We start from the raw sequence: 17385 nt of genomic DNA, 5'->3' as shown, positions 1-17385 counted from the left end.
TCGGTCGAACAGGCTAACCCCGAGGAGCGAATCATGAAAAAACCGCAAACGCAGACGCCTGTCGCCGAAGCGCAACCGGCATCGGACTTCGCGCGTCTACTCACGCACGAGTTCAAGCCGAAGACCGAACAGGCCCGCGAAGCCGTCGAGTACGCAGTCCGCACGCTCGCCGAACAGGCGCTGCAGCAGTCCGCCAAGATCAGCGACGATGCCTACAAGAGCATCGCCGCCATCATCGCGCAGATCGATCACAAGCTCTCCGAGCAGATCAATCTGATCCTCCATCACGAGGATTTTCAGAAGATCGAGTCGGCGTGGCGCGGATTGCACCACATGGTGTCGAACACCGAAACCGACGAGCGCCTGAAGATCCGCTTCATCGACATCTCGAAAGAAGAGCTGCGCCGCACCATGCGACGCTACAAGGGCCTGGCGTGGGACCAGAGCCCGCTCTTCAAGCAGATCTACGAAGAGGAATACGGCCAGCTCGGCGGCGAGCCGTACGGCTGCCTGATGGCCGATTACTACTTCGACCACACGCCGCCGGACGTCGACCTGCTCGGCTCGATCGCGAAGGTGGCCGCGTCCGCGCACACGCCGTTCATTTCCGGCGCGTCGCCGTCGGTGCTGCAGATGGAATCGTGGCAGGAGCTCGCGAATCCGCGCGATCTCACGAAGATCTTCACGCAGAACCTCGAATACGCGTCGTGGAATTCGCTGCGCAACACGGACGATGCGCGCTACATCGGCCTCGCGATGCCGCGCTTCCTGTCGCGCCTGCCGTACGGCGTGCAGACCAATCCGGTCGACGAGTTCGATTTCGAGGAAGACACGAACGGCGCCGATCACCGCCGCTATGCGTGGACGAACGCCGCCTATGCGATGGGCGTGAACATCAACCGGTCGTTCAGGCAGTACGGCTGGTGCTCGCTGATCCGCGGCGTCGAGTCCGGCGGCACGGTCGAGAACCTGCCGTGCCACACGTTCCCGACCGACGACGGCGGCGTCGACATGAAATGCCCGACCGAGATCGCGATTTCCGACCGTCGCGAGGCCGAGCTCTCGAAGAACGGCTTCATTCCGCTCGTTCACCGCAAGAACACCGGCCATGCGACCTTCATCGGCGCGCAGTCGCTGCACAAGCCGGCTGAATACGACGATGCCGACGCAACCGCCAACGCCAACCTGTCGGCGCGCCTGCCCTATCTCTTCGCGTGCTCGCGCTTCGCGCACTACCTGAAGTGCATCGTGCGCGACAAGGTCGGCGCGTTCAAGGAGCGTGAGGACATGCAGCGCTGGCTGAACGAATGGATCATGAACTACGTCGATGCGGACCCGGCGAACTCGTCGCAGGACACGAAGGCGCGCCGACCGCTCGCGGCCGCCGAAGTGGTCGTCGAGGAAGCGGAAGGCAACCCCGGCTACTACAAGGCGAAATTCTTCCTGCGGCCGCACTTCCAGCTCGAAGGCCTGACCGTGTCGCTGCGGCTGGTTGCGAAGCTGCCGTCGATCAAGGAAGCCGCCTGAGCGATTGCGGGCCGGCATCCCTGGCTGGCCGGTTTCGCGGACATATCGCGGACTCGTCGCGGGCTGACCGCGCGCGGCGCGCCGCGAAACCGGCTGTTTTTGTCATCCACATGAGAGAGCAACGACATGGCTCAGGATATTTTTTTGAAGATCGACGGCATCAACGGCGAATCGCTCGACGACAGTCACAAGGACGAAATCGAAGTCCTGAACTGGGACTGGGAAATCGAGCAGGCATCCACGATGCACGCCGGCAGCGGCGGCGGCGCCGGCAAGGCGAGCGTCAAGGACCTCACGTTCGAACATGCGATCGACCGCGCCAGCCCGAATCTGATGAAGTACGCGCTGACCGGCAAGCACGTCGACCAGGCCGTGCTCGTCATGCGCAAGGCCGGCGGCAACCCGCTCGAGTACCTGAAGCTCACGATGAGCGACGTGATCGTCACGCGGGTGAAGCCGTCCGGCAGCAGGACAGATGCGGAGCGCAGCCGCGAAACGGTGTCGCTGTCGTTCGCGAAGGTCAAGCAGGAGTATGTCGTGCAGAACGCGCAGGGCGGCAGCGGCGGGGCCGTCACGACCAGCTTCGACATCAAGGGCAACAAGGAAGCTTGAGCGGCGGGGTCGCGAGCCCGGCGAACGTCGACGACGCCCGCCGGGCAGCGCCCGCCTTCGATCGAATCCCTCCTGCACCGTACACCTGAATGCGCCCGCCCACTCCCGTTACCGTCGTCGCGTTCGCGCTGATGTTCGCCGCATGTGCGAGCGGCCCCCCCAAGCCGAAGGAACCGATCCGTCTCGACCTGATCGTGAACGCCGCGCCTACCGTCAATCCGGACGATCGAAACCGAGCCGCGCCGATCGTCGTCGGCATCTATGAACTGAAGACCGACGGCGCATTCAACGCCGCCGACTTCTTCACGCTGCAGGACAACGAGAAGACCGTGCTGGCCGACGATCTCGTGACGCGCGACCGGTTCCTGCTTCGCCCGGGCGAGCGCCGGACGATCCGGCGCAACGCCGATCCGGCGACGACCGCAATCGGCATCGTCGCGGCCTACCGCGATTTGCCGAACGCGGTCTGGCGCGCGGTCTACCGGCTGCCGCCCGCGCCGGATGCGGCCTGGTACCGCTTCTCGTCGCCGAAGCTGAAACTGACCATCGATCTGGACACCCATGCGATCAAGGTCACCGAAACCGGAAAATGACATGAACGGCGGAACGAAACCATGAGCTGGCATAACAAGGTCGTCTGGAGCGAGGGACTGTTCATGCGCCCGCAACTGTTCCAGCAGCAGGAGCGCTACCTCGAACACTATGCGCACAAGCGCGCGGCGCCGCTCTCACCGTTTTTCTTCGGTTTCAGCCACTTCAGCCTCGATACCGAGGCGCCGGCGCTCGGCAAGATAGTCGTCAAATCGGCCAGCGGCGTATTCGCCGACGGCACGCCGTTCGACGCGCCGGGCAGCACGCCCCCGCCCGCGCCGCTCACGATCCGGCCCGAGCATCTGGACCAGTTGATCTATCTCGCGGTGCCGATCCGCGTGCCGAACGGAGAGGAAACCGCGTTCGACGATGCCGCCGAGTCGCTCGCCCGCTACGTCGTGTTCGATACCGACCTGCGCGATACGAACTCGATCGGGCAAGGGCCGAAGACCGTTCAGCTATCGAACCTGCGTCTGCGGCTGGTTCCGGAGAAGGAGCTGACGGACGCGTGGATCGGCCTTGCGCTGACGCGCGTGAAGACGATCCGCGCCGACGCCAGCATCGAGCTCGACGACACGCTGATTCCGCCCGTGGTCGGCTACGGCGCGAGCGATACGCTCGCGAGCTGGCTCGCGAAGATCCACGACCTCACGCACCTGCGCGCGAACGCACTCGCCGAACGCCTGACGGGCGCGGACGGCAAGGCCGGCTCGACGGCCGAAGTGTCCGACTACCTGCTGCTGCAAACGCTCAACCGCTACGAGCCGCTTCTGCAGCATCTGCAGCGGGTGCCGACCACCTCGCCCGCCGAGCTGTATGCGCTGCTCGTCTGCATGGCGGGCGAGCTGTCGACCTATGTGCGGACCGACACGCGCCGGCCGCTCGACACGCATCCGCCATATCAGCACGTCGCGCCGCACCTGTGCCTGAAGCCCGTCGTCGACGATGCACATCGGCTGCTCAACGCCGTGCTCGTGCGCAGCGCGCAAAGCATCGTGCTCACCGATCAGGGACACGGAATGCTCAATGCCGTGGTCGACCCGGCCGACATGCAGGGCTTCAGCGCGGTCGTACTCGCGGTGCACGCGCAGATGCCGCCCGACATCCTGCAGCAGCAGTTTGCCGCGCAGGCGAAGGCGGGGCCGTCCGAGCGCCTCCCGGACCTGGTGCGCAGCCATCTGTCCGGCATCGCGCTGCAGGCGCTGCCGGTGCCGCCGCGGCAGATTCCGTTCAACGCGGGCTACGTCTATTACGAACTCACGCGAACCGGACCGTTGTGGGAAGAAGTCTCGCGTCACGGCGGGCTCGCGTTGCACGTCGCGGGCGAATTTCCGTCGCTGAAGCTCGAGCTGTGGGGCATTCGAGGATAACGGCATGTACGAAGCGCGACCGGACTGCGTGCGCCGGTCGCTTGGATGAATGAAACGAACCGGGGAATACCAGTGACCTCAGAAGCCGTGCATCGTCCGGATAGGGCCGCACCGGAACCGATCGATCTCGCCGTGACGCCGTTTGCGCAGCGCGGCGGCACCACGCGCGCCCCGGCCGCGGAGTCGCCCGCTGCCCGCCTCGCCGCGATCAAGGCCGCGCCGAACCCGCTGCTGGAAGCGGCCCGGCCTCTGCTGCGGGCGTTGGCCGACATGCCCGACCAGCTCGATCGCGAAGGCATCCAGCAGTTGCGCCTGCTGCTCGAACAGGAAGTGCGCCTGTTCCAGCGGCTCTGCGATCAGGCGAACATCCGCCGCGATCACATGCTCGGCGCGCGCTACTGCCTTTGCACGGCGCTCGACGAAGCGGCCATGCAAACCTCGTGGGCCAGGTCGGGCGAAAGCAGCCTCGGCACCTGGATCAGCGAAGGGCTCGCCACCTCGTTTCACGAGGACCGGCAGGGCGGCGACAAGGTCTATCTGCTGATCGGACGACTCATGAGCTCGCCGCAGGAACACCTCGATCTGCTCGAAGTCGTGTACCGGCTCCTGAGCCTCGGCTTCGAAGGCCGCTACCGGTACGAAGCCGACGGCCAGCGCAAGCACGAGACCGTCCGCCAGCGGCTCCACAACGAGATCGCGTCTCGACGCGGCGCGGTGTCCGTCGCCCTTTCGCCGCATTGGCAGTCCGACGCCAGGGGCGGGCGCGTCTCGTTCTACGACTTCCCCGTCTGGATCACGGTCGTCGTGCTGTCGCTGATCCTGCTCGGCCTGTTCGGCTATTTCAAATACGTGCTCTCGACCCGCAGCGCCGACGTGCAACAGCGGATCGCCGACATCGGCCGCATGACGCCGCCCCCTGCTCCGCCCGCGCTGCGTCTCAAGGCATTGCTCGGGAACGAGATTGCCGCAGGTACGGTCAGCGTCGACGAAGACAGCGGCCACGGCTCGGTGACCTTTCGCGGCGATGCGATGTTCCCGCCGGGCGCGGCGGCCGTGAATTCGGCGATGGGACCGCTGATCGCGAAGATCGCGGGCGAGATCGTCAAGGTGCCGGGCAAGGTGACGGTGACGGGCTACACCGACAACGTGCCGATCAAAAGCCGTCAGTTCGCATCGAACGAGGCGCTGTCCGAGGAGCGCGCGACTCAGGTCATGCAGATGCTCCAGAGCGCAGGCGTGCCGGCGAGCCGCCTGGAGTCAATCGGCAAGGGCGACACGGGCCCGATCGGCGACAACGGAACCGTGCAAGGCCGCGCGCTGAACCGCCGCGTCGAAATCACGGTTGCGTACTAACTCCCCGCCGGACCATTCGGAACCTCGACATGAACAAGTTCCTGTCCTTTCTGGTGTCGCGCCAGTTCCTCTCCTTCGTCGCGCTGCTGCTCGTCGCGCTGCTGATCTGGTTCGTCGGCCCGTTTGTCGCGTTCGGGGGCCTCAAGCCGCTCGCGGGCGCGGGCATGCGAATCCTCGTGATCGCGCTGCTGCTGGCCGGCGTGCTGCTGTGGCTCGCGGACTGGTCGACCAGCGTCGTGTTCGTGGCGCTGCTGTGCCTGCTGATCTGGCATGCGTCGCCGCTTCTTGCGTTCGGACACGCAACGCCCTTCGTACCGGAATCTGCGCGGGTGATTGCGATCGCGGTCGTCCTCACGGCATTTCTGATCCACCTGGCGTTCCGGCTCTTGCAGAAGATGCGCACGGACGCGGACTTTCTCAAGAACCTGATCGAGTTCGGCAGCAAGAAGCAGGCGTCGCCCGCAGCCGGCCAACTGGCCAAGGTCAATGCGGCGGTGGCCGGCGCGCTCGCGCGGCTGAAGGCGATGCGCACCGGCGCCCGCGGACTCGGGCGCCTCTTCCAGGGCAAGCGCTACCTGTACGAACTGCCGTGGTTCATCACGCTCGGTTCGGGGGCATCGGGCAAGACGAGCGCGCTGCTCAACGCCGGGCTGTCGTTCCCGCTGGCCGCGCAGATGCAACGGGCGACGGCCAGGCTGGCGAACCAGGGCGGGTCCGTGGATTGGTGGCTGACCAACGACGCGGTCCTGATCGACACGGCGGGCCATTACACGCGTCACGGCACCTCGCGGCATGCATTGCCGCAACCGCCCGTCCCGGCTTCGTCCGGGCATCCGGACGGCGCCGAATCCGCGGGCAAGCCCCACGCCCGCCATTCGGAGGGCCAGACGACCGGTGAAGGCCGCGCTGCCGCTGCGGCCTCGGCAAACACGGCAAGTGCCGACTTCCCGCCTGGCGAGGAAAGCACGTGGCGGCAGATCGTCGACCAGGCGGAGTGGCTCGGCTTTCTGCGCATGCTGCGCAAGCACCGTCCCCGCGCGCCGATCAACGGCGCGCTGCTCACCGTCGACGTGGCCGAACTGACGAGCGTCGACGAGAACGCGCGCATTGCCGAAGCCGCCGCATTGCGCGCACGGCTCGCCGATCTGCGCACGGAGCTGGGCATCCGTTTTCCCGTCTATCTGCTGATCACGAAGATGGACCGGTTGCCGGGCTTCAGTGAATACTTCAGCTCGCTGACGACGGAAGGCCGTGCCCAGACCTGGGGTTTCACGCTCCCGTACGGCAAGGAAACCATTGCAAACGAGGGCGTCCATGCTCGCTGCACCGAGGAACTGGGCGAACTGGCCGCGAGGCTCGCCGCCGGCGTCAATGCACGTCTGCTGGAGGAACACGAAACGCTCAGACGCCGCCGGCTCGCCGCCTTTGCCGAAGAGTTCCTCGTGCTGACGCACACGCTCGGCGAACTGATCAACCGCGTGTTCCTCGATTCCCGCTATGACGATACGCAGCGCCACTCGACGCTGCGCGGCGTGTATTTCACGAGCGCCGCCCAAACCGGCGGGGAGATCGCGGCGGAACCGCGCACCGTGGCGCAGCGTCTCGCGGCCGCCATCGGACGCGTGCCGGCCACGGCCACGCTCGCGCCGCGGCACGAAGGCAGCCAGAGCTTCTTCCTCCACGATCCATTGACGAAGATCGTGTTTCCGGACGCGCATCTGGTACACCCCAATCTGCGGTGGGAATATCGCTCTCGCACGCTGTGTCTCATCGGCCACGCGCTCGCGCTGCTGCTGTTCGGGTGGCTGGCGATCGGCCTGCGCATCAGCATGAGCAACAACGGCGATTATCTCGACGCGATCGGGCACAAGACGGCGGCGCTCGCATCCCGGGTCAGCCAGCTATACAAGGCGCCCAAGCCCGAGGCGGTGCCCGATGCGCTGACCGAAGCGCGCCACCTCCCCGCGTACCCGGGTCTCGACCTGTCGAACCCGGACGGCGCCTGGCGCTTCGGCCTGTACACACCGCCCGACATCGTCGCCGAAAGCCATCGCACCTACGACGCACTGGAGGACACCCTGCTGCTGCCGCAGATCGTGAAGCGCATCGAAGCGGTCCTTGCTCAGTCGATCGCCGGCAGGAACCCGAAGGCCGCCTACGATGCGCTGCGCGTCTACCTGATGCTGTACGACAAGGCAAAGTTCGACGCCGCCCAGGTCGAAGCGTGGGTGCTCGACGACTGGGCCAAGACCGACAGCGCGGCGGTGTTCGGCGGTCGCGCATCGATGATCGCCCACGTCGAGCAGCTCTTCTCCGGCGAGCGTGCCGTGCAGTCCCCGCTGATCCGTAACGACGGGTTGATCCAGCAGGCGCGTGCGTTTCTCGACGGCAGCAACGCGACCCAGCGGCTCTACGAGCGCGCGAAGGCGGCGATGCAGAAGGAAGCGCCGGACGAGTTCACGCTGCTCAAGGCCGTCGGCCCGCAGGCCGGGACGGTCTTCGCACGCGCGAGCGACGCGCCGCTCTCGCGCGGCGTGCCGGGCCTCTTCACGTTCGACGGCTATCGGCGCGTGTTCGACAAGCGTCTGCCCGAGTTCGTGCAGATCGCGCGCGACGACGACGCGTGGGTCATGGGCCGCGCCTATCTGGGCGAGGCTCAAAAAAAAACGACTGCAATCGGGCGCGCGGCGGCGGATACCGACGATCCGCTGACTGAAGCCATCCGCCGGCAATACCTAATGGAATACGCACAGCAATGGGATGCCTTTCTCGGCGACATCCGCACGGTGACAGGCACGAGTCTCGCCTTCAACCTGCTGGTCCTGCGAAGCTTCGCCGCACCGGATTCGCCGCTCGCACGGCTCGCGCGCGCGGCGGTCCACGAAACGACACTCACGCAGCCCATCGCCCAGGCGGACCGTTCCGTCCTGCAAAAGGCGACCGACTCGCTGAGCCAGAAAGCGGACAAGGCGCTCGGCATTCGCGCCGAGGAGCGCGTCGAGCGCGAGCTGGTCGACAGTCGTTTCGCCGGCTTGCGCGAAATGGTGACGGGCAGCGCGGAGGCCCGGACGGAAACACCCCCCTCCGCCGCGCAGGCGGGCAAGACCGGCCTCGACGGCGTGGCGAACCTGCTGAACGACTATTACACCGCACTGACCGTGGCGGACGACGCCCTTTCCAACAACAGCATGCCGCCCGCAAGCGACGCCGCGGCGAAACTGAAGATGGCCGCGAACACGATGCCGGCGCCCTTTCGTGCGGTGCTGCTCGAACTCTCGATAGAGGGCTCGCGAGAGGTGAACCGGGGGATCGGCCAACTGCTGTCGCGCCAGATGGAGGCGATGGTCGGCGACACCTGCCGGCTCACGATCGAGGGCAACTATCCGTTTGCAACCGACAGCAAGCGCGACGTGCGCATCGACGATTTCACACGCGTGTTCGCGCGGGGCGGCGTCATCGACGACTTCTTCACGAAGACGCTCGCGCCGTTCGTCGATACGTCTACGAGGCCGTGGCGCTACAAGACGCTGCCCGGCGCGACCGAACCGGTGCAGGGCCCCGATCTCGAACCGTTCCAGCATGCCAAGGCGATCCGCGAGATCTTTTTCGGCGATCCGGGCGAGAAGCAACTCGCCTGGAAGGCCGACATCCGGACGCCTGAACTGGACCCTACGATCACGAGCCTGATGATCGATGTCGACGGACAGACGACGCTCTATCAGCACGGTCCCGTTGCCCCATTTACGGTGAGCTGGCCGGGACCGCGCGGCGGCGTCCATGTGGAGATCACGGCGAGCCCGCGCATCCGGCCCGACACGTCGACGGTCTCGACGGACGGCCCATGGGCGCTGCTGCGCCTGTTGCAGAAGGGGCATCTGATCGAAACGGCGACGCCCGGGCGCTCGCGCGTCGCGCTTGACTTCGACGGCCGCAGGGCCGTGCTCGACATCGCGAGTACCGGCAGCGTCGCCAATCCGTTGACCAGCAACGTGCTGAAGACTTTCCAGTGTCCCGTTTCGATGCCGACGTTCAATCTGGCGGACACCGGGCCGCCACCGGGATTGCCACCGGCGAGCCCGCGCACGCCGCCCGCCACGGAGACCGTGCATCGCCAATACCGATCGGGGGAGCCGGTTCGCCAGCGCGTCGCTCATCCAATCGGTGTCCGCGAGAACATGTGATCACGGCGGATTCGGTCGATGCAATACGCGCGGAAGGCGCCAATGCGCACGGGCTTGCACCGGATTGTTGATCTCGAGCACGATGCCGACGGCGAGCTGGCGGTTCAGCTCGAACAGCTCCACATGGCTCGCGGTCAGCTCGGCGAGCGCTTCGGTCAGCCGCTTCTCCCGATTCCGCAGCACATCCTGCGCGATGCCGATGTCCGTCACGTCGACGATCGTCACGCCGAACGCGCCGACCTCGTCGTTCCCGCCGTCGAGCAGGATGAAGCTGCGGCTTTGCCGCATCGCGTCGATCACGCCGGTGATCGGCGAATGATCAAAGCGGAACAAGCGTCATCGAAGCGAGAAGCGTGAATCGAACGGTGTTGTGGAAAACGCGAGCGCTGTTCGCCGCCGCCGGCGATACTCGGCGGCAGGCCAAGCGCATTGACGGATCGGTCGTCCAAACGGCCACGCCCCACCAGTTCCTTCGCGATCGATCCTGGCGTCGCGCGCCGTTGTTTCCTTCGTACGCGCGAAGCGGAAGGACTTGCGACAAGACGAGCGCCGCGCGAACCCGCACGCCACGCTCACCATTGCGCGACGTCGAGGCTGTTCTCCGTCGTGCCGTCCAGCATGGCGATCTCGTCGTCGGACAGTTCGAGCGCGAGCGCAGCGAGCGCGTCGGATACATGGTGCGGCTTCGACAAGCCGACGATCGGCGCAGTTACGCCCGGACGCCGCAGCACCCACGCGAGCGCGATCTGCGCAGGCGGCACGCCGCGTGCGCCTGCCAGCCGTTCGACCGCCGCGACGGCCGCCGCCACGTCGCTTCGCCCGCCGTACCAGTCGACCATCTGCCGATCGGTGTCCGCGCGCAGCGTGCCGGTTCGGCGCGACCCCGCCAGCAACCCTCGGCCGAGCGGCGACCACGGCGTATACGCGACGCCCTCGCCGATGCACATCGGCAACATTTCATATTCGTCGCTGCGGCAAATGAGATTGTATTGACTCTGCATCGAGACGAACGGAGCCAACCCGTGATGCCGCTGATACGCGAGCATCTTCATCAGTTGCCATGCATGCATCGACGACGCGCCGAGATAGCGCGCCTTGCCGCTGCGCACGATCGCGTCGAGCGCATCCAGCGTTTCTTCCATCGGCGTTTCCGGATCGAAGCGATGAATCACGAAGAGATCGACGTGGTCGGTACCGAGACGCTTGAGCGATGCGTCGATGCCTGCAAACAGATGCTTGCGCGACAGTCCCCGCGCGTTGGGCGCGTCGCTTGTCGGAAAGAATGCCTTTGTCGCGATCACGACGTCGTTTCGCACCGCGAAGTCGCATAGCGCACGGCCGAGGATGCGCTCGCTTTCGCCGCGCGAATAAATGTCGGCGGTATCAAAAAAATAGGGGCACATATGCCATATTGCGAACATCGAGACAACGCATTGCCGAGAGGGTTCGAGCTTTCCAAGCAATTACTGCACCCTCACCAATGCCATCATCATAGAAATCATTGAAGCACTCACCAATGCCCCAAAATCCGCACATCCATAAACACTGAAATATCTTAGTTAATATAAAAAATAAGTCCATATCAGACGATTCGATTTCAATCAAAATTGATGTCGAAATCAATGAAACAAGAGCATCAAACAGCACGAGGTAGCAGGTGGTTATTTACTTGGTCGAGGATGACGAAATTCAAGCTCAATACTACCAGTCAATTTTGGCGAGACACGGATGGGAAGTGAAGATATTGCTTGATGGCGAGCGAGCATTTCGCGAGATTCATCGAATGACTCCGGATTTGGTCATTCTCGACAGACGATTGCCAGATCTCGACGGACTTGAAGTTCTGGCCTGGATACGAAAGAACCACGCTACCGTCCCGGTCCTCATATTGACGAATGCGGTTCTCGAGTCGGATGTCGTTACGGCATTGGAGGCCGGCGCCGATGATTACGTGACCAAGCCCCCCAGGGATCAAGAATTCGTCGCGCGCGTGAAGGCGCTATATCGACGATCCCGCGAAATTCACACTCGGCCCGAATTGATGGAAATTGGCCCATATAAAATCCAAACAATCGAAAAAACAGTCTACCTTCATCGCGAAAAAATATCACTATTCCCCAAGGAATACGAGATCGTCGAATTACTTGCCCAGAATCTCGGACAGGTCGTGCCGCGAGACAAGATGGTTTCTCTCGTTTGGGGACGCCCGCCCGACGAGGCAAGCTTTCGCACGCTCGACACCCACATTTATCGCATCAGGCAAAAATTAGGATTAACACGCTGCAATCTTGTCATATTGCGCTCCGTCTACAGACATGGATATAGACTCGAGTATATTGGAAAAATATACCAATAATATATTTAAAATTCAATCCATCGAACACCTCCACCAAAACAATTAACTTATTATATTTATAACAAAATAAAATCATCCTGCGCAACATAAAAATGCCCTCGCCATGCTCAACGCGTCAACTTGGAGATGGTTTCCAAATATCCCGAGTGCATATCGACTCTTGCGGCAAGCCGCTTGCCTGGACATCCGGAAGAGCCGAGCCGATGAGACATTGGTGAACCGATTGTCGAAGGACTGCAAGGAAGCCTGCCACGGCACGACGCGATCCATCCGACGACGGGCTTCATCCAATCGGGCGTCGGCCGGGCCGTGATTGGATCGGCATTCTGGAAGCTCGCGTTCGTGGGGATTGTCGTGCTGAACGTACTTCTAGCAGCGCCTATTGGTGGTTCGTGACATGCGGGGATCCGAACGCGACGCGCAAGTCCGGACAGCGCACCGCGCTGCGCTTCGCCGCGAACGAGTTGCCGTGGGCGCGGCACCGCGAATTCATCGACGCACCGAAGACCGCGCGAAGCGAAGGTCACGACTACGCGGTAAGCGGCTGCGACCGTCGGCTCGAGATGTTCGATTTACACGCTGCGCTGCAGTCAGACCACGCTGCGCTCCATCCGTACGCGCGCAGCCGACGGCGCGCGGCGCATCCCGGACGGAAACAGCGTTGCCGATTTCGTGATGATGCTCATGCGCGATGAGCACGTGAAATTCGCCGACGGGCGGAAGCCGTAGCGACAACTGGCCGTTGCCGCCGCAGCGACAACCGCAAAGGCCCCCGCGCCAATGAGCCGATGACGCATGTCGCGGCACGGCTCGCTCACACTTGGCGCGAGCATGGTTCGCGACCGCTTGCGGCACGCCCCGGCAATGTGCAGCACGTCAGCATGAACTCACGCGCCGGCTTTGTTTTCATCCGCCCACCCACGACCTGACGTGAGCGGCAGTCGATGGTCCGCCGCCAGATGAATCGAGCCAGCCGACGTAGGCAGATAGCCGGTGCCCGCTATCTACGACCTTGCCGCCGTAGCCGCATCGACTCGAATTCGTTGCATCGCGCTCGCTTTCGTCATACCGGCTTGAATACTTGGGAATCCAACCGCGATCCGACTACGCTACCTTCGCATCGGCATTTGCAAGTGAGCAAAAAATGAGAAGCGCACATGTTTCATGCGCACGTGGAGCGATTCCGTCAACTGTCAGGCCATGCTCGCGACCAGCCCAACCTTCCACACGCTCCGCGCGGCCATCGCCGAAGGCCTGGCGCGCTTCCGCACATTGCCGATACACCGCGACGGCCGCTGTCCGGCGCAACGACCCCGGCGAACCGTCCCTGAACGATATCGGGCGTGACGCGAAGGCAACCGGGTTCGACCTCGAAATCCTCGCCCATGCTCTACAAGCGCAAGTCTGGTCCGTACGCGTGAACCGCATTAAATATGTCACCGTGGGCCGCGGCGGAACGGATTTTCTCGGATTGAGTTGGCGCATTTATTTCCATGCTCAAAAGATAAATATGTCAATCGGCGTCGCCGCGTCGAAGCCGCCGATCGATTCCTCGCGTTACTTCATCGCCTATCGCATCTCGAGGATCGATGCATCGATGAAGTCGCCAAAATACGCGTGAGCGCGGCCGTTGCCGAAGTCCCGAGCGGCACGACGAATATCGCTTTGATGACCCCAAAAAAGAAAGAGTGAGTTTGATTTTTTCGGAATGCATCATCCGCCATTACCCGAGCTTGCCACTTGGCAACGCAGTTACTAGCATGTATTCGTCACACTGGGCCGTGTAGATTGCATGTCCGTTGCGCATGAATGCCACTGCGAGCACACAGGGAGGGGGCATGAAGGTCGAGATCAACCTGGAGGCCACGGACCCACAAGGGCGTTCGTTCATCGGCTGGGCTCCCGTCAAGTCGACCGCGCGGTTGAGCAGTGACGGCGCTCCGCCCGCGCCTATCGACATCACGCTGCGCAACGGCGGTAAAGTGAATGGCGGTCGCGTGGTATTCGATACGAAGCGCAGCGATGCAGGCGCCGACGAACTTCACCTGAGCTTGCCAGCCGATGGCAGCGAAGTAGAATTTTGGGTCGCCGGCGAATTCCAACACCCGAGCACTGACCTCGACGACGCCGCGATCGAAGCTGTCTCGCCGGCAGGCCTGGTGGTCGGGCAACGCGATCTGATGGTTCGCATCCGCAAGAACGCGGTGAAACTGGCACCCGCCGAACGCGATCGGTTTCTGGTGGCGCTCGGCAAACTCAACGATGCCGGGGCGGGTCCGTTCCAGAGCTTTCGTGACACGCACGTTCGTCCGTCCCAAGATGAAGCGCACGGCTACCCGGGCTTCCCCCCCTGGCACCGCGCCTACCTGCTTGATCTCGAGCGATCGCTACAGGCTATCGATCCCGCCGTCGCCCTGCCGTACTGGCGGTTCGATGAGCCTGCCCCCGGCCTTTTCGCTCCCGAGTTCCTGGGCATGCCGTCGGCGAACCCGGCGCAGGGCGACATCATTCAGTTCCCTCATGGGCATCCGCTCGAATTCTGGAAGACGGACCCGACTCACGACCCGATCGAGCGGCGCCCACGCTATGACATCGCGGTCGCTCCGCCGCAAACGATAAATGGACAGCCTTCCGTGATCGACCAGGCGGCAACGCTGGCGCTCGGCGGCCTCTATCCAAATTTCCGCCGATTGGAACGCGCTCCGCACGGCAGCGCGCATACCAGTTTTGACGGGCCGATCAGCAGCGTACCGACCGCGGCAAAAGATCCGTTGTTCTTCTTGCTTCATGCCAACGTCGACCGCCTGTGGGCGTTCTGGCAGTGGCTCAACCGACGCACCGATCCCAGCGACCCGGCCACCTACGCGTTGACCGGGCCGGTGCGAAAGCCGAATAACATCGGCCACAGGCTGAACGACACGATGTGGCCCTGGAACGGGTCAACAAAGCCGCCGAGACCCACGTATGCGCCGCCGCGCGGTCCCTTCCCGCCGTCACCGATCACGTCCCGTCCGGGAGGGCAGCCGACCGTGAAGGATATGATCGACTATCAGGGGGTTCACGGAACCGAGCCGCTCGGTTTCGACTACGACGATGTCCCGTTCGAACTTAATCCTTGAGGAGCGGCACCGTGAGCGTCAAAGAATACCGGCAGCAGATTGAAGCACAACTACAGACGCGCCGCGTGTCCGCGGCGGCTGAAGCGACTGCCGCGCCCGTCGACAGCGATCCCATAGCAATCTGGAATCAAGCGCTCGAGCACGTTGTCGACTCGACCCTCGACCCTGCGGGCCGAAGAGGCGCACTCCAGATTCTGCAGGCGGCCTCCTTCCTTGCTCCGCAGTTTGCATCGCTACACGCGGAGTACCTGGATACGCTGCGGCGCTTGGCGACCGATGCAGATAGCGAGTTGCGCCGCATGGCGCTGGATGTGTTGAGCAACCAGAAGGACGACTTCGCGCGCCAAAAATTGACGGAGGGCTTGAGCAGCCCGGAAGACGCACTCGTGGCCCCGGCCGTCGCGCTCGGTTTTCTCGCGCGCGACGACCATGGCTCTGCTCACGACATCGCGCGCGATTTGCTGAAGCAAAGCACCGATCAGCATGTTCGTGAGCAGGCCGTGCGCGTACTCGGTGCGGCCCCCGCCGCGAAGTCGCTGCTCGACGCCGTGATGAAGGACAAGACGGAGTTTCGGCAAGTTCGGCGCGCAAGCGCGGTCGCCTTGCGCGCACTCGACCCGCAGATGTTCGCGAAATGCGCACAGGACATCCTCGAAGACGAATCCGACTTCGAGGACATCAAGGCGACCGTGGCCGGCGCGCTTCAGCGCGCCAACGTCACGCCTGCTACGCCGCCCTCCGCACCGACGAAACGTCCGGCCAAGAAGGGCGCGAGCCGTCGGCGTCGATAGCGGTCGTTCAGCCATGCGCCGCTCGCAACGTTTCGAGAACGAACCGACGCGCGCGCACCAACCGGGCGAGGTGCCGATGAACAACATGCCGGCCCTGTCGGAGGGCGAGGTCGCAGTTGTCCTGCGCGGGATCGGCTCACGCGCGGCGTGCTGCGGAGGCCGCGATGACCTGCTCTCGTTGATGCGAGAGGATGCAGCCATCTACCGCGGCAGAGGCGCGACCGAAGTCGAATTGCTCCGCGCACATGTGATGGCGCACATCGGGGCGGCAGGCATGGCCGACGTGTTGTTGCCCTACGTCCTCGAGGAACTCGAAACGGGCTTGAACCCGCATGCCCTGGCCGCGGCCGCTCGTGTCGCCCGCGGTATCCGTCCTCTGCCTCCGGAGATGCCCAAGCTGCTCGTGGATGCAATCGACCGCATTCGGCACGTCGACCAGTTCGTGCAATTTGATATCTATCCATCGCCACCGACCGGCGGCTGCACGACCGCGATCGACGAACTGATCGAAACGCTGGCCATGACGTGCATCGGCAGCCGAACGGAACGAATCGCACTCTTGAACGATATCGAGAACGATGGACACGCAACCCCGCGTACCAGAGCGCTGCTCCAGGAAACGCTCGCCGCGGCCGGTGAAGATGCAAACCCAACCGGCACCGAATCGAAGTGTTGTGGAGGCACGTCGCAAGCCGAGCCCTCGAAAGCGATCAAGCGGAAATCACGGGACTGTGCGCAGACAGACAGCCGGTCGACCGATTCGCATGTTCAACCCGACTCGATCGCGATGCTGCACAACGTTGAGCTTGAGAACCAGGACGGAATGCGAGCCACGTTCGGTCAGATATTCGAGGGGCGTCCGGCCGTCGTCGGGTTCTTTTATACGCGATGCATGAACCCCAACAAGTGCTCGCGCACGATCAGCAACCTGGCGCGTCTGTCTCGGCTCCTGGAGGACTCTCCGGCGAACCGCGGCACGACAGTTGCCGCAATCAGCTATGACCCGGACTATGACGTTCCTGATCGATTGCGTCGCTATGGCGAAGACCGAAACTGGCCGTTCGGGGACCGTTGCCAACTGCTTCGCACAACGGAATCATTCGCGGCGGTCATTGAAGCGCTACATCTGGGTGTGGGCTATGGGCCCACGACTGTCAACCGGCATCGAATCGAGCTAATGCTGATCGATGCCGCCGGCGCCATCAAAGATCTGCGGTTGCGGCGCCTTTGGGATGAAGGAGACATCGTCAGGGCAGTGAATGCCATCGCGGCGACGTGACTTTTCCGAGAGACAGGTTCAATAACAGGCTCATCGGTGATGGGCGACGTATTGATCAATATTCCGTCGGCGCGATCGCATATCGCCGCGACCGTCTACTGCTACTGGTCTGCGTCCTGTTCCCCCGGCTCGACGTCGATCATCGCGGCTGGCGCATCGCCGCTTTCTCGTTCCTGATCGGCTTCGATTCGGCGTAGCCGAGTCGC

The 17385-nt window shown here is 63.6% G+C and carries 13 protein-coding genes and 1 pseudogene; 12 read left to right on the top strand and 2 right to left on the bottom strand.

The window, feature by feature from the left end; all coding sequences use genetic code 11:
• Positions 1–33 precede the first annotated feature (33 nt).
• From tssC to tssM, 6 genes are all read left to right on the top strand, one after another.
• Positions 34–1527, top strand: a complete 1494-nt coding sequence (tssC, locus tag WS69_RS19745) for a type VI secretion system contractile sheath large subunit (protein ID WP_059472373.1) — start codon at positions 34–36, stop codon at positions 1525–1527.
• 126 nt (positions 1528–1653) lie between these two features.
• Positions 1654–2139, top strand: coding sequence for an Hcp family type VI secretion system effector (locus tag WS69_RS19740; RefSeq protein ID WP_059472372.1), 486 nt, complete (start codon positions 1654–1656; stop codon positions 2137–2139).
• An 89-nt stretch (positions 2140–2228) separates the two neighbouring features.
• Positions 2229–2732: a type VI secretion system lipoprotein TssJ gene (tssJ, locus tag WS69_RS19735; RefSeq protein WP_059472371.1), complete on the top strand. Its 504-nt coding sequence runs from the start codon at positions 2229–2231 to the stop codon at positions 2730–2732.
• A 21-nt stretch (positions 2733–2753) separates the two neighbouring features.
• Positions 2754–4100, top strand: a complete 1347-nt coding sequence (gene tssK / locus WS69_RS19730) for a type VI secretion system baseplate subunit TssK (RefSeq protein WP_059472370.1) — start codon at positions 2754–2756, stop codon at positions 4098–4100.
• 87 nt (positions 4101–4187) lie between these two features.
• Positions 4188–5453 (top strand): type VI secretion system protein TssL, long form, encoded by a 1266-nt coding sequence (gene tssL, locus WS69_RS19725; RefSeq protein WP_059472369.1) that lies wholly within the window; start codon positions 4188–4190, stop codon positions 5451–5453.
• A gap of 29 nt (positions 5454–5482) precedes the next feature.
• Positions 5483–9634, top strand: coding sequence for a type VI secretion system membrane subunit TssM (tssM, locus tag WS69_RS19720; RefSeq protein ID WP_059472368.1), 4152 nt, complete (start codon positions 5483–5485; stop codon positions 9632–9634).
• A 57-nt stretch (positions 9635–9691) separates the two neighbouring features.
• Here tssM and WS69_RS19715 read toward each other — a convergent pair.
• Together WS69_RS19715 and WS69_RS19710 are read right to left on the bottom strand one after the other, a co-directional pair.
• Positions 9692–9967 (bottom strand): annotated as a pseudogene (locus tag WS69_RS19715) (hypothetical protein); the annotation flags it as partial.
• 239 nt (positions 9968–10206) lie between these two features.
• The gene (locus WS69_RS19710) at positions 10207–11037 is read right to left on the bottom strand and encodes an aldo/keto reductase (protein WP_231747173.1); all 831 of its coding nucleotides are present in this window, start codon (positions 11035–11037) and stop codon (positions 10207–10209) included.
• A gap of 254 nt (positions 11038–11291) precedes the next feature.
• Here WS69_RS19710 and WS69_RS19705 point away from each other — a divergent pair, with 254 nt between their 5' ends.
• From WS69_RS19705 to WS69_RS19680, 6 genes are all read left to right on the top strand, one after another.
• Positions 11292–11990: a response regulator transcription factor gene (locus tag WS69_RS19705; protein ID WP_059472366.1), complete on the top strand. Its 699-nt coding sequence runs from the start codon at positions 11292–11294 to the stop codon at positions 11988–11990.
• A gap of 1417 nt (positions 11991–13407) precedes the next feature.
• Positions 13408–13611 carry a hypothetical protein gene (locus WS69_RS33570; protein ID WP_156438261.1) on the top strand — a complete coding sequence of 68 codons (204 nt, stop codon included), beginning with the start codon at positions 13408–13410 and terminating at the stop codon, positions 13609–13611.
• Between the two features lie 217 nt (positions 13612–13828).
• Positions 13829–15109, top strand: coding sequence for a tyrosinase family protein (locus tag WS69_RS19695; protein ID WP_231747172.1), 1281 nt, complete (start codon positions 13829–13831; stop codon positions 15107–15109).
• 11 nt (positions 15110–15120) lie between these two features.
• Positions 15121–15900 carry a HEAT repeat domain-containing protein gene (locus WS69_RS19690; RefSeq protein ID WP_226382950.1) on the top strand — a complete coding sequence of 260 codons (780 nt, stop codon included), beginning with the start codon at positions 15121–15123 and terminating at the stop codon, positions 15898–15900.
• A 13-nt stretch (positions 15901–15913) separates the two neighbouring features.
• Positions 15914–17179 carry an SCO family protein gene (locus tag WS69_RS19685; RefSeq protein ID WP_059472364.1) on the top strand — a complete coding sequence of 422 codons (1266 nt, stop codon included), beginning with the start codon at positions 15914–15916 and terminating at the stop codon, positions 17177–17179.
• Entirely contained in the window at positions 17176–17376 is a 201-nt protein-coding gene (locus WS69_RS19680; protein WP_059472363.1) for a hypothetical protein, read from the top strand. The genes WS69_RS19685 and WS69_RS19680 overlap by 4 nt, the downstream gene beginning before the upstream one ends.
• Positions 17377–17385: the final 9 nt, after the last annotated feature.

Origin of the sequence: Burkholderia sp. BDU5 (genome assembly GCF_001522845.1) — a bacterium.
GTDB lineage: Bacteria > Pseudomonadota > Gammaproteobacteria > Burkholderiales > Burkholderiaceae > Burkholderia > Burkholderia mayonis.
This window is presented reverse-complemented; position numbering and strand designations above follow the sequence as displayed.